The organism is Methyloversatilis sp., assembly GCF_030698125.1.
GTDB lineage: Bacteria > Pseudomonadota > Gammaproteobacteria > Burkholderiales > Rhodocyclaceae > Methyloversatilis.
Map to the genome: position 1 here is coordinate 16,922 of NZ_JAUYNV010000025.1, position 21,393 is coordinate 38,314.

Here is a 21,393-nt window from a genome sequence, read left to right on the forward strand (position 1 = left end):
TCAGCCCTTCCTGTTCAGCATGATGTCGCCCGCGTCGCTGATGACGAAACTCCAGCCATCGAGCACCCGGCAGGTAAAGTAGTCTTCTTCGAGAATGGCCGGTCCGGCCGCCTGGTCGCCCGCCTTGAGCTGGCTCAGCTTGTAGACCGGCACGTCGACGCGGCCCTTGTCGCGGATCAGCACCTTGCGCGTGCCGTCGGCCTTGGCAGCGCTTCCCGCAACGAAGCGCGCGGTGTCGGCCGCGCTGGTGCGCAAGGACTTGACCGCTCTGAGCTGCAGCTCGACCGCGACGGCATTGGCCAGCGCGGCGGGCAGGGTGGGCGTGCCGGAGATGGCATGCGTGCTTTCGCTGCCGTCGCTGTTCTCGCCCACGAGCCAGGCTTCGACCTCGTATTCGCCGGCGCCGAAGCCTTCGGCGAACATGTCGCGCGATGCCTTGACCTTCAGTGCGTCCAGCGCTGCGGCCAGTGCCTTGTCGCTGCGGTCATTGAGTGCCGCGGCGTAGCGCTGCGAAATGTCGCAGGAACCGATGCCGAACGCGCTGAACACGGCGGCCAGCTTCGGCACGGCCACCTTGTTGATGCCGGCCTTTTCGGCGACGCCGCACGCATTCAGCGGGCCTGCGCCACCGAAGGCCAGCATCACGGTGTCCTTCGAAATCTTCGTGAAGCGATGCAGTTCGACGGCGATCTTGTCTTCGTAGGCGTGCTCCATCTTGAGCAGCGCTTCGTCGAGATCGACGCCGAGCGGCTCGGCGATCCTGACCTGGACGGCCGTTGCGGCGCGGTCCAGATCGAGCGCCATGCCGCCGCCGAAGTAGGACTTCGGGTCGAACAGGCCGCTCAGCAGGCTGGCGTCGGTGATGGTCGCTTCCTTGCCGCCACGGCCGAATGCCGCCGGTCCGGGTACGGCGCCGACGCTTTCCGGGCCGATGACGACACGGCCATTCACCACCTTGATGATGGAACTGCCACCGGCGCCCGCGCTCATGATTTCGCACAGCGGGAAGGAAACGCTGATGCCTTCCACGTGACCGCGCTGGACCTCGGCGACCTTGCCGTCCAGGCACTGGCCGATGTCGGTCGTGGTGCCACCAACGTCGATGCCGACCACATCCGGCATGCCGTACAGCCGGGCGAAGGACTTCATGCCCTCCATGCCGCCGCGCGGGCCGGAACTGTAGGTCTTGATCGCCACGGTCTTGGCCACGCGGGAGGCGTCACCGTCATTGCGGAAAATCAGCAGCGGATTCTTCGTGCGGTAGTCGCGCAGGCGCTTTTCCGCATTGAACAGGAAGGCTTCCATCGCCGGATGGAGGAAGGAATTGATCAGCGAGGTCCAGGTGCGGCGAACCATGTCGCGATCGGTGGACAGGTCGCTGCCGTACAGGATGGGCACCGCGCCGAGCAGGTGGCGCGGGTACTTGCGCAGCGCCACCTTCTTGAAGCAGGTTTCCACCGCCATGAAGTCGGCGCCGTCGAAGCTCACGACGAGGCGACTGGCACCCATCGCGGTCAACTTGTTGATCGCCTTGACCACTTCGATTTCGGCATCGGGGCCGGTGACTTCGGCGCTGTCGAGGAACACGACGCGGTCGCCGACCAGCGCTTCGTACACTTCCGGGTCATGCTCGGCCAGCCGGACCGGCAGGTCGCGCAGCGCGCCGTCGATGATCAAACCCAGACGCGGGCCCTTGCGTTCGCAGATGGCATTCGTGCCCTGCGTGGTCGAGTAGCGGATCAGGTCCACTTCTTCGAGCAGGCGCTTCACGTCCGCTGCGCCGTAGATCACTTCGGACGCCTTCTGCAAGCCGTCGAAGAAGCACTTGCTCAGGTCATAGGGTGTCGTGAGCACCTTGGTCTTTTTGACGACGCCGTCCGTCATGATGCAGATATCGGTGAGCGTTCCACCGTTATCGATGTTGATGTGCACTGCCATTCCCCATTACCTCCCGCCATCCATTCGTGGATCAAGACCGCTTTTAGAAGATCAGAAATCGATACCGACGCCGCATGGCCGTCCGCGGCATCAATGTCTTCTGCCGGCGAACGGGACCCGTGTGACACGTGGACTTCCCGACAGCACCAACGCAAGCGCTGTGCCACACGCGGTATATTTTCAAGTGATTGATTTATATAGGGATGAAAATGGCGAGAATGCGCTGAACGCCAGACGATGGTTCGCTATCCGGACGATCGTCCGATCCCTCGTGATTGCTGCGACGCAATATAAAGGCGTGTTCGAGGCAGGCTCGGGGGATGGATTGCGAAGGGGAAGCGGGGAGGACGAAAAAGCGCGGGGAGGGAGGGCCGGAGCGGGCGAATTGCCGTGCGTCGTGGCGCACACGGTCCGGGCGACCTGAGGCGGCCGCACTGCCGGCTCGGGTCAGCGGATGAAGCGTTCCAGTACGGCGCGGAACAACGGCGTGCCGGCCTGTTCGAGCCATTCGAACGCCACCATTTCGCGGCTGACGATTTCCGCGCCGTTCTGCTGCATGCGTTGCAGCGCGAGCGCCTTGTCGCGGGCGCGTCGCGAGCCGACCGCATCTTCGACGACGAACACCTGCCGACCCATGGCGAGCCGGTCGAGCACGGTCTGCTGCACGCAGACGTGCGCCTCGGTTCCGACGACAATCCATTGTCTGCGTCCGGCTTCGGGTGCCCTGAGCAGTCTGCCTTCGGCAAGCGCCGAGAAGTGCGTTTTCTCGACGATGGTGCCGTCCGGAAAGCGCGCCCGCAGACCGGCTTCAGTCGGCCCGAGGCCTTGCGGATACTGCTCGGTCGCCAGTATCGGCACGCCGATCGCCTGTGCCACGTCGACCAACCAGGTCGCGTTCTCGAGAACGGTCTGGCCGTCATCGATGGCCGGCAGCAGCCGTCCCTGAAGGTCGATGACCAGAAGCAAGGAGTCGCAAGGTTTGATGCGCATGCTGGGTCTTTCCTGTTGCGCCGGCCTCCCGCCGTTTCGGGAGGCGGCTTGTATCGGGCTATGCCCGGTCGTCAGTCATCGGTCGGACGTGCGACGGACAGCGGCACCATCACGGCCTGACCGGGCTGGCTGCAACCGGCATCGCAACAGCGTCCGGGCTGCCGGTTGCGCGTGATCGAACGCTTCTCGTCAGCCAGCACGCCGCGATCGAGCAGGCGCTCGACCAGATCGACCTTGTCGCCGACCGGGTAGTTGCGCCAGATTTCCTGCTTCAGTGCGGCTGGCGAGCCGCCGCCGTGCAGGCTGATCAGCGAATACCAGCCGCCCTGGTAGGAGGCGGTCAGGTCTTCCATGAAGCGCGCGACCTCGATCCGCTTGTCGTACGGGATGTCCGGATTGGCACGCAGCACCTCCGCCAGTGTCGCGGCGGTGGCCGGGTTGTGGTCTTCGTCCGGGCCGGGCAGGGCGACGATCAGGCCGCCCGACACTTCGTGCGCCAGCCGGTGCATGTCGTAGATCTGCGTGGACAGCAGCAGCTTGCCGATATTGGCGAACACCGGCTCCGGCATGAAGGTGTGCGAGTACGGATCGGCCGCCGCATAGACGCTGGCCGCCACGCCGCAGGCGTAGAACCCTTCGGTGATCTTGATCAGTTCGACCATCGGGTCGCGCAGATTGGCCTTGCGGTCCGGGTCCAGGCCGTTGGCTTCGCACATCAGCGCGGCGGCGCCGATCAGCAGATCGCCGAAGCCGGCGCGCGCCGCGATGCAGCTGTGGCGGTGATGCGTGGCGTAGTTGTAGGTGACGGCGCCCGAGTGTTCCCATTCGCCGGCCAGGAACACGCGCGCCCAGGGCACGAACACGCGGTCGAAGATGACCACGCCGGTCGATTGGCCGTAGCGGCGCGAGAACAGCGGTGAGCCATGCTCGGGCTTCTCGCCCGGCCGGCCGGCGGGGCGGGCGACGATGGTGATGCCGGGCGCGTCGACCGGTACCGCACAGCACACGGCGAAGTCGGCGTCCGCTTCCGTCATGTTGCGCGACGGCATGACCAGGAACTCATGCATGTAGGGTGCGCCGGTGACGATGGCCTTGGTGCCGGAAATGACGATGCCGCGGGCGTTGCGCTCGACGATGTGCAGGTAGACGTCCGGATTCGACTGCTGGTGCGGCCGCTGGCTGCGGTCGCCTTTGGCGTCGGTCATCGCGATGCCCAGCGTCAGGTCTTCGTCCTGCACGCGCTGCAGGTAGTCGGCAAAGCGGGCGCCGTACTCGGTGTTGCCAAGCGCGTCGTCGAGCCGTGCCACCGCCTGGCCGATGCCATTGAGTGCGTCATGCGCCAGATAGCGCTGTGCGCAACCGGTTTCCTGGCACAGGATGCGCACTGCTTCGAGCTTGTTCAGCAGGTCGCCGGACGACTCGTTGATGTGCAGCATGCGATTGACCGTCCGGCCACTGCGCGTCTGCACGGCAGTCATCAGCGGCGCTTTGGCCGGGTCGTGCGCGAAATCGTAGCTCACCGCGAGTGCGTTGATGCCGGGCTGCATCGACGGTGCATCGACGACCGAATCGAGCAGTTGGCCATCGACATAAACCCTGGGGGAAAGCTTGCGCAGGGACTCGCGGAAGTCCCGGCCTGTCATCAGCGTGCCGGTGTTGGCGGCGGGGGCCGCTTTTCCATGCAGGGGAAGTGTGGAACGTTCCATTGATTGAACACTGTTCAAATAATTGCGTCAGGTTAAAATCAGGCCATGGTCAAGTCAACCGTACGATCGCCGGACGACGAGCCGGTGCTGCCTGCGCCGAACGCACCGCGCGTGCTGCGCGAGGCGGCCATCAACGAAACGCGGCGCATGCTGATTCTCGATGCCGCGCGGTCCGCGTTCTTCGAACTGGGGCTCGAAGGCGCCAGCCTGCGGGAAATCGCCAAGCGCGCCGGCTACACTCCCGGCGCGCTGTACAGCTACTTCGGCAGCCGCGAGGAAATCTACGCCGCACTGCTCGGCGAGTCGCTGCAGCGGCTGAAGCAGTGCGTGGATGATGCGACGCCCGCGGGCGGAGTTGCCGCGACGGACGAGCGTGCTGCGCTCGTCGCACTGCTGCGCGCGCGGGCGATAGCCTTCTTCGGTTTCTATCGCGACCATCCGCAGGACATGGACCTCGGGTTCTACCTGTTCAATGGCGCGCGGCCACGCGGCCTGACACCCGAACTGAACCAGCAGCTGAATGGCCGGTTGCAGGCCGCACTGCTGCCGATCCAGGAATTGCTGGTGCAGCTCGGCCTGAATGAAGCGGAGGCGGTGATCGAAACCAGCGCGATCTTCGCGCACATCGTCGGCCTGCTGATGCTGAACAACACCGGACGCATCCGCTTGTTCGGGCAGAACGCGCACGACCTGCTGGTGCGCTATCTCGACCCGTTGTCGGCAAGGTTCGCCGGCCCGGCCTGACGCGCTTCAGGTGCCGCCGCGAACCGGCGCGGGGCGGGCCGAAAAGCGCCGGGCCTGGACGACCCAGCCGTCTGCCTGCAGGCCGCCGGCCGGCGCGACCGGCATTCTCTGCGACAGCCAGCAGCGCGTCGCCATGAACGGGTTGGCGGCCACTGCGCGTGCGGCAGCTGCCTGCGGAGGAAGATTGGCAAGCAGCGTGCGGATGATGTCGCGCTCGTCGTCGCCGATGTCGCGCGTGATGAACACCAGACGCCCGTGACGGTCGTCGAACGGGCCGCCTGCCGGCCACGCAGGCAGGCGCAGCGGCGGGTAGGCCACGTCCTGCACGCACTGGATCACCTGCGGCAGGTCGTCACCGGCCACATTCATCAAGCCTTTCACCCGCAGCAGACGCGGGCCCCAGGTCTCCAGGATGCGGCCCATGGCCACAGAAAACCCGTACCAGGGAACCGGTGCTTCGAAGCGGACGACGAAGCTCGATACCGAATCGTCGTGGCGCGCCGACGTTGCGCGCGCCGGTGCCGGCTGCGTGGTCCAGCGCAACGGTGCCGCAGCGTGTGCGGCCCGGGCGCTTTCATCGAGAACGCGTTCCTCGCCCAGCCACGCCGCCACATCCGGCAGCTTGCCGGTGGTGGAATAGATGCCGCTGCCGAACAGCTGGTCGGGCTCGATCCGCCCGTGGCGCACGTCCAGACGCAGCGCGCCCGGATTGAGCATGTCGAGCCGCGCGTCGAGCGCCGTTCGGCTGTCGGCACCCGCCAGGTCGCCCTTGGTGATCAGCAGGCGGTCGGCCATGGCGATCTGGCGCAGCGCTTCCTGATGGCGGTCGATCTGTTCCAGACCGTGCGTCGCATCGACCGCGGTCAGCACGCTGTCGCACACGAAACGAGCGGCGATGAAGCGCTCTTCCATCAGCGTGTAGATGACCGGCACCGGGTCGGCCAGACCGGTGGTTTCGATCAGCACCCGCGTGACCGGCGGAACTTCGCGCTTCGAACTTCTGAGGTGCAGCTGTTTGAGTGCGGCCACCAGATCGCCCTGCACGCTGCAGCACAGGCAGCCGGAATCGAGCAGCACCGTGCTGTCGTCGAGTTTCTCCACCAGATGGTGATCGATGCCCACTTCGCCGAATTCGTTGATCAGGACCGCGGTGCCGGCCATCGCAGGATGCTTCATCAGCTGGTTCAGCAGGGTCGTCTTGCCGGCACCGAGAAAGCCGGTCAGCAGACTCACCGGGATCCGGTCTACCGGGGCGCCGCCGGTGCGGGCGGTGGATGAAGCGCTTGAGGTCATCGGTTTCTCCGAAGGTTCTGTCCGCACGAGCGGGTCCGGGAGCCCGGAATCGCCTCGCGCGTTGCAACGGTATTCGAGCAGGGAGTGCGAGCGCACGACGTCATGGTCAGCATGAGGCCGGGATGCATTTCACCTTTGTTATCAATATCCGGACCCCGTTCACAGCCGCTGTGCGCGTGGTGCCGACAGTCGTACTTTGGTATAAGGCATCATTGTAGAGGGTCGTGAGCGCATCGCTTGCGTATCCGTCCGGGACGCCGATTCAAGGTGCCAGCCAGCTGTTTTCGTGGCACCGGTACCGACATGCGCGGATGCGGTCGTTCTTCAGGACACAACAGGGAGGTGCATGAGTTCGGCCACTTCAGCCCAGCTGTTTTCCGAGCCGGAAAACGATCATCAGGTCATGGCTTCATGGGAACGCTTCCTGAACGGCGACGAAGGCGGCGCGGATGCCCTGCGCCGCCTGATTGATGATTCGTGGCGCCGCTGTCAGGGCGCCAGCGTCGATCCGGCGATCTATCAGGCGCCGCCGCCGATCAAGGAAAATTCGCTGCACTCGCTGCAGACCGAATGCAGCGAACTGCTGACGGCGAGCACGCCGGTGATGGCCGCGGCGCGCGACTTCCTTGCGGAAACCGGCACGGTCATGGTGCTGACCGACCAGAGCGGAACGATCCTGAATCTCGAAGGCGACATGTCGACGCGTGGCGCCGCGGAGGACGTGCATCTGCTGTCCGGCGCCAACTGGAGCGAACTCGCCTGCGGCACCAACGCCATTGGAACCGCGCTGGCTGTCGGCCATGCCGTGCAGATTCATTCGGCGGAGCACTACTGCGCCGGCATCAAGCGCTGGTCCTGCGCGGCCACCGTGGTGCGCGACCCGTACGACAAATCCATCCTCGGTGTCGTCGATGTGTCGGCCCTGACCGAGTCCTACAACCGTCTCAGTCTCGCGCTGGTCCTCGCGACGGCGGGCCGCATCGAGAACCGGCTCGCCAAGCTGGAACTGGACATCCGCTACCGCCTGCTCGAAGAGTGCGTCGACCGGCTCGCCCGCCGGACCACCGATGGCGTCATTGTGTTCGACCGGCGCGGACGCGCCATCAAGTCCAACGGACGCTCGTCGACCATCATTGCCGATCTGGGCATCGACGCAGCTGCCGACGGCCCGGAAGGGCTGTCATCCATTTCCCTGCGCTGGAACAAGCGAAAGGATTCGCCCGAAGACCTGCCTGACTGGATACGCAGGGAATGGGTCGAGCCGGTCATCGAGAATGGCGAACACATCGGCAGCGTGCTCACCCTGCCCAACCGGCGTGGGTCGATGCTGGCCGGCAGCAGCCGCGGCAGTCTGTCCGCTGCCAGCGGCGACGCCGCCGACCAGCGCGGTTTCGAAAAGATCATCGGCAAATCGGATGTCCTGATGCAGGCAGTCGGCCGCGCGCAACAATTGGCGAAGTCTCGCGTGCCCGTGCTGCTGCTGGGAGAAACCGGCGTCGGCAAGGATGTGTTCGCGCGTTGCATCCATGAATCGGGGGCGTCGGAGGGGGCGCCATTCGTGGCGCTGAACTGCGGCGGTTTTTCGCGTGAATTGCTGTCCAGCGAACTGTTCGGTTACGCCGAGGGCGCCTTCACCGGTGCCCGGCAGGGCGGGGCCATCGGCAAGATAGAAGCCGCCAGCGGCGGCACCCTCTTTCTCGATGAAATCGGCGAAATGCCGCTCGATCTGCAGCCGCATTTCCTGCGTGTGCTCGAGGAGGGTGAGGTCTATCGCATCGGTGAAAACAAGCCGAGGAAGGTGAATTTCCGGCTCATTGCGGCAACGAACCGTGACCTGCGAAAGGAAATCCAGTCCGGTGGATTCCGCATGGACCTGTTTTACCGTGTGGCGGTCACCAGCATCAATATTCCGTCGCTGCGGGACCGCAGTGACGACATCGCGTTGCTCGGCGAATACTTCCTGACGCAACTGTCGCAACGGCACGGCATGCCGCTGCGGACCTTGTCGCCAGCCGTTCTGACCGTATTGCAGCAGCACGCCTGGCCGGGAAACATCCGCGAGTTCCGCAACGTGATGGAAAGCATGTTGCTCACCTCGGGGAACACGGTGCTGGACGTGGACGACCTGCCGCCTCATGTGCTGTCGCCGCTGCCGGCTGCGTCAAGGTTGCCGGCGCCGTCCATTTCACCGAGTGGATCCGTCGCGGCAGGGCCGGTTGCAGACAGCGCCCCGTCCTTGACCAGTCTCGAAAATGCCGAACGCGAAGTGATCGTGACCGCGATCATCAAGCATGGCGGAAACATGACCGCCGCGGCGCGCGAAGCGGGCATCGCCAAGAGCACGCTCTACGTCAAGCTCAAGCGCTTCGGCATCGACGAGCGGCTGAAACGCTCCGGTCTGGACGGTCTCACGCGCGACCGGCAGGATACGGCGGTCTGATCGCAAGCTGGCGCCGTCCGGCGACAGCCGGATGGTGCAGTCGCGCACTGCTGTAGCGGCCATGCGCAAGGCATGGACGGTCATCGACGGCCAACCTCGTCACCCAATTGCAACATTCACCCGGGAGAATCCGCTCTCGCGAATTGCGGTATTCCCGCGTCAGCGCTTCCCATCCGCGGCTCGCGGACCGGACACACCGCAGACTACGACGGACCGGTCTCGCGTCCAGACATTCACGACCGTTCAGGCGCTCCATGAAAGAATCGCTCGCGCAGGAACAGGTCGACGTTCAACTGCTGCTGTTCACGATCGAAACGTCGATCCGGGTGGTCAAGCGCTTCCAGTTTTTCCTCTGGGCGCAGGGTTCGCTGCAGACATTCCTGCCGCACGAAACCCTGCTGTGCGCCTGTGGCGACCTCGAGCGCGGCAACTTCCGCGCGCTGGTGTTTTCGCGTTCGGTGCTGGCGCCGGAAATCGAGGCGCAGATGACCCATCCGGTCGACGGACTGATAGGACGTCTGGTCGAGGACTGGCGCAACGGCGCGCGCGAACCGCTGGCCCGCTCGAGCGGGCCGCGCAACCGCGACAGCAGCACGGCGCTGCTGCGCACGCTGGGCATCGAACATGCCCTGGCGCACGGCTGTCGCGAGGCACGCGGCGAGCAGTCCACGTTCTTTGCGCTGCTCGGTGTGCCGGCGGCGCCGACCAGTCAGGACGCGCGCCACATCGAGCTGCTGATGCCCAACCTGCATCTGGCACTGCTGCGCATCGTCGAGTTCGAGCGCGCCGAATCGGGGGAGCGCAATGGCGTTCGCCCGCCGCTGCAGGCGACGCTGAGCGGACGCGAACTGCAGGTGCTCGACTGGGTGCGCGAAGGCAAAACCAATCAGGAAATCGGGCAGATCCTCGACATCAGCCCGCTGACCGTGAAAAACCACATCCAGAAAATCCTGCGCAAGCTCGACGTGACCAACCGCGCACAGGCGGTGGCGCGCGTCACTGCGCTGCGCGCACACGAAGGCGGCGCCGAAACGGCGCGGGACATGTCATGAAGAGGACGATATCGATGCTGCAGCGTCAGACAATTTTCCTTCTGCTGGGGCTGTGGATGACCGGCGCGCAGGCGCAGGATGTGCCGCCCGAATGGCAGGGCCGCATCGCCGAGCCCGAGCGGCCGCGCGCCGCCGTGCCGGTGACCGCGCTTGAGTATGCGGACATCCGGCGCAGTGGTGCCGACGTCGATCCGCGCGCTTATCGTGCGGCGGATATCGCGCTGCTCTCCGCTGCGCGTCGCGGTGAGTGGGTCACCGCAGCGAAACTGCTGAAGGCCGGTGCGCCGGCCAACGTACGAGACGTGTGGGGCGACAGCGTGCTGGTTCATGCCGCGGCGGCTGGCGAGACCGAATTCGTGCGCGCGCTGATCAACGCCGGCGCACACGTCGACCGGCGTGGTGCGAAAGGCTTCACGCCGCTGGGCGCGGCGGCGCTCGCCGGCCATCACAAGGTGGCCGAGTTGCTGGTGCGCGCAGGTGCCGACATCGACGCCAAAAGCTCGAACGGCCATACGCCGCTGATCGACGCGGTGATGCTCGACCGCAGCGAGGTGGTGGCCGTGCTGCTGCGCCACCGGCCGCAGTGGGAATTCCAGACCGAGCGCGAATTCGGCCGCCATGCGCTGTCGCTCGCCGCGTCCCTCGGTCATCTGAACGTGCTCGACCAGCTGCTGACGGCCGGTTTCGACCCCAACATCACCGACGGCGGCGGCTTCAACGCGCTGTACTGGGCGGTATTCAAGCGGCAGCGCCTGGCCGTGGCTCACCTGCTGGCGCTCGGCGCCGACCCGGGCGCAATGTCGACGGACATCTACGACTGACGAGCTGCGCCGGGCCGCACTTTCCCGGCTCCACCCGGCGATCCGGCCACCGTCGGCGCGTGTGCAGCCGTGCATGTCCAGCTGGACAAGGCGCCGGCTGGCCCGGGATGTTGCCCCGGTGATACCATCCGCTGTTATTTCCACGACCTGCGCGGCCTGCAAAACGATGCGTCCGGCACACCGTGGCGCGCTCTGAGCGGCCCGGGCTCCCAAGGCTTGAATTCATGGTGTCTTCCAATTCGGTGGCGGAACACGTCCGTTCGGTTCACGCCATCATCAGCCGTCCGCAACGCCCGGCGGGCCACGAACTTGTGGCCCGCTCGTGGCTGCGCTGCTTTCACGAACTGGGGCTCGACCCGGCCGCCGAAGACAGCCCGCCGCCACTGGCGCCGCAGGCCTGGCGCGAGCGCGGCGACCGGCTGGGCGAAGTCATGGACAGCGCCATCCCGGAAATGCAGACGTTGCACCGCCAGCTCGACGACCCGCAGTCGGCACTGGTTCTGGCCGACGCCGAGGGCGTCATCGTCAGCATCGTGCGTCACCCCGGCTTTGCGCGTGAAGCGTCGCTGCGCGGACTGGTTGAAGGCGCGCGCTGGAGCGAGGACGTGCAGGGCACGAATGGCATCGGCACCGTACTGGCCGAGCGCCATTCGCTGGTGATCGCGGGCCACGAGCACTTTTTTGCCCGCCATACAGACATGGTGTGCGCCGCGGCACCGATCTACGACGGCGTTGGCGAGGCGGCGGCGGTGCTTGCCGTGTGTTCGCTGGCTCCGGGCGGGGCACGCGCACTGCGTGCGCTGATCGAGCGCTCGGCGCGGGTGATCGAGCACCGCGCCTTCCGTGCCCGTCACGCCGCCGACTACATCATCCGCTTCCACGCCCATGCCGGCCGAGTCCTGACCGCGGTCGACGGCCTGCTCGCGCTGTCGCCCGAGGGTGAGGTGATCGAAGCCAATCACATCGCGTTCGAACTGCTGTCACCGGAAGGCGAAGCGCTGCTCGGACGCGAGGTGACCGAATTCTTCGGCCAGTCACTGCCGGAACTGCTGTCACGCACCTTCCGCGCCGGCTTTCATCCGCTCGCGTTGTCGATGCCGCAGCACCAGACCTGGCATCTGCTGGCCCAGCAACCCTCGCGCACCCGCACGCAGAGCGGTACGCGCGCCAGCGATTCCGCATCGGCGGCGCAGGCGCTGGCCGAGCTGGACCTGGGCGACCTGCGCATGGCCGGCAATGTGCACAGCGCAATGCGCATCCTCGATCGCGACATTCCGCTGCTGATCGCCGGCGAAACCGGCACCGGCAAGGAGGTGTTCGCACGCGCCTTTCACGCGTCGAGCCAGCGCGCGCGCGGGCCTTTCGTCGCGATCAACTGCGCGTCGCTGCCCGAAGCACTGATCGAATCCGAACTGTTCGGCTACAAGCAGGGCGCCTTCACCGGCGCCAATCGCGACGGCCGCCGCGGCAAGGTGCTGCAGGCCGACGGCGGCACGCTGTTCCTCGATGAGATCGGCGACATGCCGCTGCAGTTGCAGGCACGCCTGCTGCGCGTGCTCGAAGAGCGCAAGGTGACACCGCTGGGTGGCGAGAACGCGGTGCCGGTCGATCTGCAGCTGGTGTGCGCGACACACCGTGACCTGCGCGCCATGGTGCGCGACGGCAGCTTCCGCGAAGACCTGTACTACCGTCTGCGCGGCATGGAAATCAGTCTGCCGCCGTTGCGCGAGCGCACTGACCGCCGCTCGCTGATCGAGCGCTGCCTGAGCGAGGAAAGTGCCGGGCGCCACCCGCCGGTGCGCCTGGGCCATGCGGCGATGAATGTGCTCGACCGCTTCCGCTGGCCGGGCAATATCCGGCAGCTGCGCTATGTGCTGCGCACGCTGGTCGCGCTGTGCGACGGACCTGAAATCACGCTGCGCGACATGCCGGCCGAAATGCTGGATGCGCCCGAGCCGCCGCCCGCCATCGTCGCGCACGAAGCTGTGCACGAGACGGCGGCTGTGCCGTCTGCACCGCCGAGCAACCTCAATCCGCTGCAGTCGGCCGAGCGCGATGCGCTGCTGGGCGAGTTGCGGCGACACCGCTGGAACATCGCCGGGCTGGCGCGTGAGCTGGGCGTCAGCCGCAACACCATTTACCGCAAGATGAAACGGCTCGATATCGATACCGATGCGCAGGTGGGTGATGGCTTCTGATCCGCGGCTCGACCCGCAGTGGGACCCTCTTGAGCTGCTGCCAGACGCACGCATCGCGTGGGGGCTGACCGGTTCCGGACACTTCCTGAAAGAGTCGCTCGAACTGGCGGACGGCATGAACAGCATCGATCTGTTCATGACGCGCGCCGGCGAAGAAGTGCTCAACATGTACGGCTACCCGCTGGCCGACATGAAGAAGCGCTATCGCATCTTCCGCGACAACACCGCGAGCGCGGCGCCGGTCGGGCTGTTCTACCAGGGCCAGTACCACACCGTGGTGATCGCGCCGGCGACGTCAAACACCGTGGCCAAGTGCGCACTGGGCATTTCCGATACGCTGGTGAGCAATATCTTTGCGCAGGCCGGCAAGCTGCGCATTCCGACCATCGTGTTCGCGTGCGACAGCGAGCCGGTGGTGATCACCGAATCGCCCAGCGAATGGGTGACGCTGTACCCGCGCGCCATCGACCTCGCACACACCGCGACCCTCGGGACCTTCGAACACGTGACCGTGGTCGACAGCGTCGAGGCGCTGAACGCAGCGCTCAAGCGAAGATTGGCATGCCTGAAAACGACTCCGCCCGCTCCGTCGAACGCGTCCTCTTCCTGACCGGGCATCTGGCGCAGAAAAGCCTGCACCGGATACTCGACGACATGCAGCCGCTGCCCTTCACGCCCGAGGTGCTGGACATCGGCATCAATGTCGCCGGGCTGATGACGGCCGAACTGATCCGTCGCCGCCTGCCGGCGCCGGTCGCCGCCGACCGCATCATCGTGCCCGGCCGCTGCCGTGGCGATCTCGAGGCGCTGGCGCAGCACTATGGCGTGCCGGTGCAGCGTGGGCCGGACGAACTGAAGGACCTGCCGCTGCACTTCGGGCGCAAGGCGAAGGTGGCCGACCTGTCGAAGCGCGACGTGCTGATCTTTGCCGAGATCGTCGATGCACCGCGGGTCGAAGTGGCCGCCGTCGTCGAACGCGCACAGCGCTACCGGCGCGACGGGGCGGACGTGATCGACATCGGTTGCCTGCCCGACACCGATTTTCCGCATCTCGAAGACTGCGTGCGCGCACTCAAGGCCGAAGGTTTCCGCGTCAGCGTCGATTCGCTTGATCCGAAAGACCTGCTGCGCGGTGCCCATGCCGGCGCGGATTTCCTGCTCAGCCTGAAGGAAGACACGCTGTGGGTGGCCGACGAGGTCGACGCCACGCCGATCCTGATCCCGAACACGCCGGGCGACCTCGATTCACTGCGTCGTGCGATCGACCTGATGGTCGAGCGCGGCCGGCCTTTCTTCGCCGACCCGATACTGGAACCCATCCACTTCGGGCTGACCGCGTCCATCGTGCGTTTCCACGACCTGCGACGCAGCCACCCGGACATTCCGATGATGATGGGCGTGGGCAATCTGACCGAACTGACCGACGCCGACACCAGCGGCATCAATGCGCTGCTGATGGGCATCATTTCGGAGCTGCGCGTGGGCGCCATCCTCGCCACCGAAGTCAGCCCGCATGCGCGGCGCGCCGTGCGCGAGGCCGACTGGGCGCGCCGCATCATGTTCGCTGCGCGCGAGGACAATGCGCTGCCGCGCGACTATTCCGGTGCGCTGATGACCACGCATGCGCGCCGACCCTACACCGACACGCCGCAGGAAATCGTCGACGTGGCCGGCGCGGTGCGCGACCGCAATTTCCGCATCCAGGTTGCCGAGAACGGCGTGCACATTTACAACCGCGACGGCCACCAGGTCGCGACCGACCCGTTCGATCTGTACCCGAAGCTGGGCGTCGAGGACGACGCCGGTCATGCGTTCTACCTCGGTGTGGAGCTGGCGCGCGCGCAGATCGCGTATCAGCTGGGCAAGCGCTACGCGCAGGATGAAGAGCTGGAGTGGGGCGCTGCGGTCGATCCGAAGCCGGTCGACCTGCAGGTGCATCGCGCGCCGGGCAGCACCACGAAGAAGAAGCCCAAGAGGGCCGCTGACCGGCTGGCCGACGCACAACAAGGCAGCATGCCCGACGGCACACAGGATCCCGACCAGGACCGCATACAGGACACGCCATGATCTGGGAAACCATACTCACCACCGTCGACGTGCAGGGTCGCACCCACGTCACGCCATTGGGCATCCGCGAGGAGCGCGGGCTCACCGTACTGTCGCCGTTCCGCCCGTCGTCCACGCTGGACAACGTGCTTGCCAACCGCGTGGCGGTGGTCAATTTCACCGACGATGTGCGCGTGTTCGCCGGGTGTCTGACCGGCCGGCGCGACTGGCCGGTTCAGCCCGGTGAACAAGTTGCCTGCGCGCGGCTGGTCAACACGCTGGCCCATCGCGAACTGGAACTGGTCGAGGTCGAGGAAGACGATGTCCGCCCGCGTCTTTACTGTCGCACCGTGCATGAAGCCAGTCATGGTGCGTTTCCCGGCTTCAACCGCGCACGATCAGCGGTGGTCGAAGCCGCCATCCTGGTCAGCCGTCTGCACATGTTGCCCATCGAGAAGATCGATGCCGAGCTGGCCTATCTGCAGATTGCCATCGACAAGACCGCCGGCCCGGCCGAACGCGAGGCCTGGGGTTGGCTGATCGAGAAGATCGACGCCCATCGCGCCGGAGTGCAGTCTTGATCCGCATGCTCGCCAGCGTGCGTGACCTGGCCGAGGCGCAGATCGTGCTCGACGCCGGCGTCGACCTGATCGACCTGAAAAACCCTGCCGACGGCGCTCTCGGTGCACTGCCGGTCGATGTCATCCGCGCAGTCGTCGACTTCGTTGCCGGCCGCACGATTACCAGCGCCACCGCCGGCAACATCGACCCGGATGCCAGCGAACTGCAGGCAGCGATGGCGCGCGTCGCGGCCACCGGCGTCGATTACGTGAAGGCCGGCCTGTTTCCGCGCGGCTGGGCGCACGGCGGGCGCGACTACGCCGGTGTGTTCGGCTGTCTCACCGGGCTGCAGGCGCTGCCCGGCGTACGCCGCATTGCGGTGCTGTTCGCCGATCTCGCGCCGCCGCTTGAACTGGTGGACGCGGTGGCCGAAGCCGGTTTCGACGGTGTCATGGTCGATACGGCGCTGAAGCAGGGCGCTAGCCTGTGCGATGTCGCGTCTTCCGGGTGGCTGGCAGATTTCATCGCACGCGCTCACGGCCGCGGCCTCATGTGCGGCCTGGCCGGGTCGTTGCGCATGGAGCACATCGACGCAGTGGCGGCGCAGGCTCCGGACTACCTTGGCTTTCGCGGCGCGCTGTGTATCGGGGCCAAGCGCGGCAGCGAGCTCGACAGCGAAGCGGTGCGGCGCGTGCGCCAGAGGCTGCGCGCCATCGAGCACGACGCGGTCGTCTGACGGCTCGTCGGTCGCCCGTCTTCAGCCCGCTGTCGGGCATCGCTGCGCTCACCCCAACCTACGAACTTCCCTACGTACTGTGCGACCCGTAGGTTGGGGTGAGCGCAGCGATGCCCACCAATTCGGCCGTACCAACCGTGTCGCCGGGGCAAACCGGTCGTTTGCTGAACGCCGGATGTGGGAGATCGGCTGTGCGTCGGGCGCGAGCGCGGCAGCGGCTGCGCGTCATAGAGCACGATGCGGTCGTCTGAGCGTTGGTCGGTCGCCCGTCTTCAGCCTGTTGTTGGGCATCGCTGCGCTCACCCCAACCTACGAACTTCCCGTCCGCAACGCGCGACCCGTAGGTTGGGGTGAGCGCAGCGATGCCCAACGAATCGGCCGTACCACCCGTGTCGCCGGAGCGACGCATGCGTCGCTAAACCCCTTGAGAGGGAGGTCGGCTGGGTACAGCCGACCCGTGTCGCCGGAGCGACGCATGCGTCGCTAAACCCCGGCGACACCCCACTGTGCGCATTTGCGTTCTATGGTCTTGCGCGACACGCCCAGCTGGCGGGCGGCTTCGGACTTGTTGCCGCCGCAGGCGGTGAGCACATCGAGGATGTGCTTGCGTTCGACGTCATCGAGCGCTGTGCGCTCGCCTGCGGCGGGCGGGGACAGGCTGCCGAGGGCGTCGGCCGGAAAATAGCCGAGGATGAGGGCGCGTTCGACCAGGTTGCGCAGTTCGCGGATGTTGCCCGGCCAGTCGTAGCCGGCCATGCGCAACACCGTGTCGCGATCGAGCGGAATCGGCGCCACACCGAGGCGGGACGACAGTTGCGCCATGAAGTGGGCGATCAGCAGCTTCACGTCTTCACGCCTTTCGCGCAGCGGCGGAATGGTGATGCGCACGACGTCGAGCCGGTAGAACAGGTCCTGGCGGAAACGGCCGGTGCGCACTTCTGCTGCAAGGTCGCGGTTGCTGGCGGCGACGATGCGGATGTCGACCGGGACTTCGCGCGTCGAACCGACCGGGCGGATCATGCGGTCTTCGAGCACGCGCAGCAGCTTGGTCTGCATGGCTTGCGGCAGCTCGGAAATTTCGTCCAGGAACAGCGTGCCGCCCTGGGCGTAGAACAGCAGGCCGGGGTAATTGTCCTGTGCGCCGGTGAAGGCGCCTTTTACGTGGCCAAACAGTTCGGATTCGATCAGTTCGGCGCTGATGGCGCCGCAATTGACCGGCACGAACGGAGCGGCGGCGCGCGGGCTCATCTGGTGCAGTGCGCGCGCAGCGACTTCCTTGCCGACCCCGGATTCGCCGGTCAGCAGCACGGTGCTGGGCATTGCCGCGGCACGCCGCAGTACGGTGGCCAGTTCACGTACCGGCGCGGATTCGCCGACCATGCCCTCGACGCCTTCGGTCTGGCGTGCGATCTCCCGGCGCAGCACATAGTTTTCTCGCAGCAGGCCGGCGCGGTCGAAGCAGCGACCGACGGCATTCATCAACTGGTCGATGCGGAAGGGCTTCAGGATGAAGTCCGACGCGCCGGCACGCAGCGCATTGATGGCGGTTTCGATGTCGGCAAACGCGGTGATCAGGATGACATCGCACTGATGCCCCTGTTCGCGCAGTTCATTGAGCCATTCGAGTCCGCTGCGACCGGGCAGGGTGATGTCGAGGATGATGAGATCGAAGTGCAGCCGGGCGAACAGCTGCTGCGCGGATTCAACGCTGCCGGCGGCTTCCACCAGACCGCAGCGCGAACCCAGAGCGCGCGTGATGAAGCTGCGCATGCCTTCTTCATCATCGACCACCAGCACCGAGTACTGCTGCCAGTCGCGCGTGCTCGCGCGCGCCGCAGCCGTCACGGGTTCTGCACGGCGACCAGGATGCTGCACGGTGCTTCCTCGACCAGCGAGGCGCCGACCGAACCCTTCCACCAGCGCTCAAGCCGCGACGGGTGGTGCTTGTGTCCGATAACGATGAGGTCGACCTTCAGTTCGCGCGCCATGCGGCTGATTTCGCGCACTGCGTCACCGGTCACCAGATGACCGGCTGCCTTGACATTGCGCGCGGCAAGCTGGGCCAGACCATCGTCCAGCACCTGTGCGAAGCGCGCGTTCTCCTCTTCCTGCGGCACGTCGGCGACAAAGCCTTCGGCGACAAACAAGGTCGGCGCGATGGGAGCGACCGCGAGCAGGTGGATGTCGGCGTGCAGCAGGTTGTTGATGTCGGCACACTCGAACAGCGCGCGGCGGCCGGATTCGGATCCGTCGTAGGCGAGCAGGACCTTGCTGTACATGGGACGCTCCCTGTCGATGCATTCAGATCTGCCGCGCGGGACTGCGCGGCACGATGTTTACCAGAGCTTCCACCACGGGTCGTCCTTGCCGTCCTGGAAACCCAGTTCCGGATAGGTGCTGTCGGGAAAGTTCTTCACCATGACGCGCTGTGCGTCCTCCTGCAGATCGCTCAGGCCGAGCTGTTCGTACGAGCGTGTGAGGATGTACAGCGCTTCTTCGGTCGACGGCGATTCCTGGAAATTGCTGATCGCGAACTGTGCGCGGTTCGCGGCAGCGAGGTAGGCGCCGCGGCGGAAGTAGTAACGCGCCACATGCACTTCGGCGGCGGCCAGCGCATTGACCAGGTAGCCCATGCGCGCCTTGGCGTCGGGCACATACTTGCTGTCCGGATAGCGGGTGATCAGTTCCTTGAGCGCGTCGAATGAGTCACGCAGACCCTTGGGGTCGCGCTCCGTCATGTCCTGACGCGAAATCTTGCTCATGAAGCCCATGTCTTCGTTGAAGTCGACCAGACCGCGCAGATAGAAGATGTAGTCGATGTTCGGGTGATTGGGGTGCAGACGGATGAAGCGTTCGCAGGCGGCGAGCGCCTGAACGCGATCACCCGAGCGGTAGTAGGCATAGGCCACCTCGATCTGCGACTGCTGCGCATAGCGGCCGTAGGGGTAACGCGCTTCCAGCTTTTCGTACATCTTGACCGACTGCTCGAAGGCGCCTTCGTCGAGCAGTTGCTTGGCTTCGGTGTAGAGGCGCTGCGCCGACCAGTTGGCAGTTTCGTCGATCTTCTTCGGCAGGAGGTTGCAGCCAGCAGACAGCATCACCACAAACACTATCGTTAAAATACGCCACATGACCGAACAAGCCCTGGAAGAGATTCAAGACGACGATTATATCGCCGAGCAGCCCGCTCATCGACTTCATGCAGTGGTGCCGCCCGGCGTGGTCGGCCAGCGGCTCGACGTGGTGCTGGCCGCAGTGTGGCCGCAGTACTCGCGGGCGCGGCTTCAGGACTGGCTGCGCGCGGGCCGGGTGAAGGTGGACGAGGAGTCGGTGAGCGACACCCGGCGCCGGACCTTCACCGGCGAGCGGCTCCAGCTCGATCCTGACGCACCGGCGGCCGATACCGTGCATGCGCCGCAGGACATCCCGCTGAACATCATTCACGAGGACGATACGTTGCTGGTGATCAGCAAACCGGCCGGCATGGTCGTGCACCCGGGCAATGGCGTGCCGGACGGCACCTTGCTCAATGCACTGCTGCATCACCTTCCGGCGCTGGCGCAGGTGCCGCGCGCCGGCATCGTGCACCGGCTGGACAAGGACACGACCGGCTTGCTGGTGGTGGCCCGCACGCTGGAGGCGCAGACCGATCTGGTGCGTCAGCTGCAGGCACGCTCCGTGTCGCGCCGCTACATCGCAGTGGTCAGCGGCGCCGTGCGGACCGACGGGGTGGTGGACGCGCCGATCGGCCGTCATCCGGTGCACCGCACGCGCATGGCCGTCGTGCCAACCGGGCGGCCGGCGCGCACCCACTACGCGGTACGCGACCGGCTGCGCGATGCCACGGCGCTCGAGTGCCGGCTGGAAACCGGCCGCACGCATCAGATACGCGTGCATATGGCATCCATCGGTCATCCGCTGCTCGGTGACGACACCTATGCGCCGCGCCCGGTTGCGGCGCAGTTCGGCCGGCAGGCGCTGCACGCCTGGCGCCTCGGGTTGATTCACCCACGCAGCGGCATCGAAGTCGGCTGGGAAGTACCGTTGCCGGACGATATGGTGCAGCTGATCGACAGCCTGCGCATTCCCCGATGACGCTGCCGCTGATCCGCCCCGACTGGCCGGCACCGCCCGGCGTGCATGCGGCCGTGACGACCCGGCTCGGCGGTGTCAGCCAGCCGCCTTTCGGTCCATTCAACCCGGCATCGCACGTAGGCGATGATCCGGATGCGGTTGCGGCCAATCGTGCGCTGCTGCGCGCCTGCCTGCCGGCCGAACCGCTGTGGCTCGATCAGGTGCACGGCGCGGACGTGGCGGATGCGGACAGCGACCGCACCGCGTGTGCGGACGCATCGGTGTCGCATCAGCCGGGATCGGTGTGCGCGGTACTGACCGCCGACTGCCTGCCGGTGCTGTTCTGCAACCGGCAGGGCACGGTGGTCGCCGCCGCGCATGCAGGCTGGCGAGGTCTGGCCGCCGGGGTGCTCAGCCGTACCGTCGAGCGCATGGGCTGTCCGGCGCCCGATGTCCTTGCCTGGCTCGGTCCGGCCATCGGGCCGGATGCCTTCGAGGTCGGGCCTGAAGTGAAGGACGTCTTCACCGCACGGCTGGCCCGCGCAGAAGATGCCTTCAGGCCCGGCGAGGGCGACCGGCTGTTTGCCGACATCTACCGGCTGGCCCGGCTCGAACTGGCGCAGGCCGGCGTGCATGCGGTGTATGGAGGCGGTTTGTGTACGGTCGGACAGGCCGGGCTTTTCCATTCATTCCGACGCGACGGACGTACCGGACGCATGGCCAGCCTGATCTGGCTGACGGCGGGCCCCGCTGCGCCGCCGGATCAAGGATAATCCGGCCTCTTTTCAGCTACG

At 66.1% G+C, this 21,393-nt stretch carries 18 protein-coding genes; 11 read left to right on the forward strand and 7 right to left on the reverse strand.

All coding sequences use genetic code 11. The annotated features are described in order from the left end of the window. The 3 genes from Q8Q80_RS09825 to Q8Q80_RS09835 form a co-directional block, all read right to left on the reverse strand. Nucleotides 1-1,938 carry a hydantoinase/oxoprolinase family protein gene (locus Q8Q80_RS09825; protein WP_305632748.1) on the reverse strand — a complete coding sequence of 646 codons (1,938 nt, stop codon included), beginning with the start codon at nucleotides 1,936-1,938 and terminating at the stop codon, nucleotides 1-3. A 447-nt stretch (nucleotides 1,939-2,385) separates the two neighbouring features. Continuing rightward, a complete protein-coding gene (locus tag Q8Q80_RS09830; RefSeq protein ID WP_305632749.1) occupies nucleotides 2,386-2,928 on the reverse strand; it encodes a hydrolase in 543 nt (180 codons plus the stop codon). 71 nt (nucleotides 2,929-2,999) lie between these two features. Continuing rightward, nucleotides 3,000-4,634 (reverse strand): 4-hydroxyphenylacetate 3-hydroxylase family protein, encoded by a 1,635-nt coding sequence (locus Q8Q80_RS09835; RefSeq protein WP_305632750.1) that lies wholly within the window; start codon nucleotides 4,632-4,634, stop codon nucleotides 3,000-3,002. A gap of 45 nt (nucleotides 4,635-4,679) precedes the next feature. Between Q8Q80_RS09835 and Q8Q80_RS09840 the strand changes: the two genes are divergently transcribed. After that, the gene (locus Q8Q80_RS09840; protein WP_305632751.1) at nucleotides 4,680-5,378 is read left to right on the forward strand and encodes a TetR/AcrR family transcriptional regulator; all 699 of its coding nucleotides are present in this window, start codon (nucleotides 4,680-4,682) and stop codon (nucleotides 5,376-5,378) included. A gap of 6 nt (nucleotides 5,379-5,384) precedes the next feature. Here the strand turns inward: Q8Q80_RS09840 and Q8Q80_RS09845 are convergent, their stop codons facing one another. Continuing rightward, entirely contained in the window at nucleotides 5,385-6,671 is a 1,287-nt protein-coding gene (locus Q8Q80_RS09845) for a GTP-binding protein (RefSeq protein ID WP_305632752.1), read from the reverse strand. A gap of 346 nt (nucleotides 6,672-7,017) precedes the next feature. Between Q8Q80_RS09845 and Q8Q80_RS09850 the strand changes: the two genes are divergently transcribed. The 8 genes from Q8Q80_RS09850 to Q8Q80_RS09885 all read left to right on the forward strand — a co-directional run bounded on the left by Q8Q80_RS09850 (nucleotide 7,018) and on the right by Q8Q80_RS09885 (nucleotide 16,525). Next, nucleotides 7,018-9,111 carry a sigma-54-dependent Fis family transcriptional regulator gene (locus tag Q8Q80_RS09850; protein WP_305632753.1) on the forward strand — a complete coding sequence of 698 codons (2,094 nt, stop codon included), beginning with the start codon at nucleotides 7,018-7,020 and terminating at the stop codon, nucleotides 9,109-9,111. 254 nt (nucleotides 9,112-9,365) lie between these two features. Next, on the forward strand, nucleotides 9,366-10,163 hold the full coding sequence (gene epsA / locus Q8Q80_RS09855) for an XrtB/PEP-CTERM-associated transcriptional regulator EpsA (RefSeq protein ID WP_305632754.1): 798 nt from the start codon (nucleotides 9,366-9,368) through the stop codon (nucleotides 10,161-10,163). Then, nucleotides 10,160-10,984: an ankyrin repeat domain-containing protein gene (locus Q8Q80_RS09860; protein ID WP_305632755.1), complete on the forward strand. Its 825-nt coding sequence runs from the start codon at nucleotides 10,160-10,162 to the stop codon at nucleotides 10,982-10,984. Before epsA ends, Q8Q80_RS09860 begins: the two co-directional genes overlap by 4 nt. Nucleotides 10,985-11,208: 224 nt before the next feature. After that, nucleotides 11,209-13,182: a sigma-54-dependent Fis family transcriptional regulator gene (locus Q8Q80_RS09865; protein WP_305632756.1), complete on the forward strand. Its 1,974-nt coding sequence runs from the start codon at nucleotides 11,209-11,211 to the stop codon at nucleotides 13,180-13,182. Beyond that, a complete protein-coding gene (locus Q8Q80_RS09870; protein ID WP_305632757.1) occupies nucleotides 13,172-13,792 on the forward strand; it encodes a flavoprotein in 621 nt (206 codons plus the stop codon). The genes Q8Q80_RS09865 and Q8Q80_RS09870 overlap by 11 nt, the downstream gene beginning before the upstream one ends. Next, nucleotides 13,744-15,249, forward strand: coding sequence for a DUF6513 domain-containing protein (locus Q8Q80_RS09875; protein WP_305632758.1), 1,506 nt, complete (start codon nucleotides 13,744-13,746; stop codon nucleotides 15,247-15,249). The genes Q8Q80_RS09870 and Q8Q80_RS09875 overlap by 49 nt, the downstream gene beginning before the upstream one ends. Continuing rightward, a complete protein-coding gene (locus tag Q8Q80_RS09880) occupies nucleotides 15,246-15,809 on the forward strand; it encodes a DUF447 domain-containing protein (RefSeq protein WP_305632759.1) in 564 nt (187 codons plus the stop codon). The genes Q8Q80_RS09875 and Q8Q80_RS09880 overlap by 4 nt, the downstream gene beginning before the upstream one ends. 5 nt (nucleotides 15,810-15,814) lie before the next feature. After that, nucleotides 15,815-16,525 (forward strand): (5-formylfuran-3-yl)methyl phosphate synthase, encoded by a 711-nt coding sequence (locus Q8Q80_RS09885; RefSeq protein WP_305633044.1) that lies wholly within the window; start codon nucleotides 15,815-15,817, stop codon nucleotides 16,523-16,525. Between the two features lie 483 nt (nucleotides 16,526-17,008). Here Q8Q80_RS09885 and Q8Q80_RS09890 read toward each other — a convergent pair whose 3' ends face one another. Genes Q8Q80_RS09890 through Q8Q80_RS09900 form a run of 3 tightly spaced genes read right to left on the reverse strand, consistent with a single transcriptional unit; the run spans nucleotide 17,009 to nucleotide 19,656 of the window. Further along, nucleotides 17,009-18,400 carry a sigma-54 dependent transcriptional regulator gene (locus Q8Q80_RS09890; protein ID WP_305632760.1) on the reverse strand — a complete coding sequence of 464 codons (1,392 nt, stop codon included), beginning with the start codon at nucleotides 18,398-18,400 and terminating at the stop codon, nucleotides 17,009-17,011. Beyond that, the gene (locus Q8Q80_RS09895; RefSeq protein ID WP_257078442.1) at nucleotides 18,367-18,804 is read right to left on the reverse strand and encodes a universal stress protein; all 438 of its coding nucleotides are present in this window, start codon (nucleotides 18,802-18,804) and stop codon (nucleotides 18,367-18,369) included. Before Q8Q80_RS09895 ends, Q8Q80_RS09890 begins: the two co-directional genes overlap by 34 nt. A gap of 57 nt (nucleotides 18,805-18,861) precedes the next feature. After that, nucleotides 18,862-19,656, reverse strand: coding sequence for an outer membrane protein assembly factor BamD (locus tag Q8Q80_RS09900; RefSeq protein ID WP_305632761.1), 795 nt, complete (start codon nucleotides 19,654-19,656; stop codon nucleotides 18,862-18,864). Between Q8Q80_RS09900 and rluD the strand changes: the two genes are divergently transcribed. Next, on the forward strand, nucleotides 19,655-20,620 hold the full coding sequence (gene rluD, locus Q8Q80_RS09905) for a 23S rRNA pseudouridine(1911/1915/1917) synthase RluD (protein WP_305632762.1): 966 nt from the start codon (nucleotides 19,655-19,657) through the stop codon (nucleotides 20,618-20,620). The genes Q8Q80_RS09900 and rluD overlap by 2 nt on opposite strands. Beyond that, a complete protein-coding gene (gene pgeF / locus Q8Q80_RS09910) occupies nucleotides 20,617-21,372 on the forward strand; it encodes a peptidoglycan editing factor PgeF (protein ID WP_305632763.1) in 756 nt (251 codons plus the stop codon). The genes rluD and pgeF overlap by 4 nt, the downstream gene beginning before the upstream one ends. The last annotated feature ends 21 nt before the right edge of the window (nucleotides 21,373-21,393 follow it).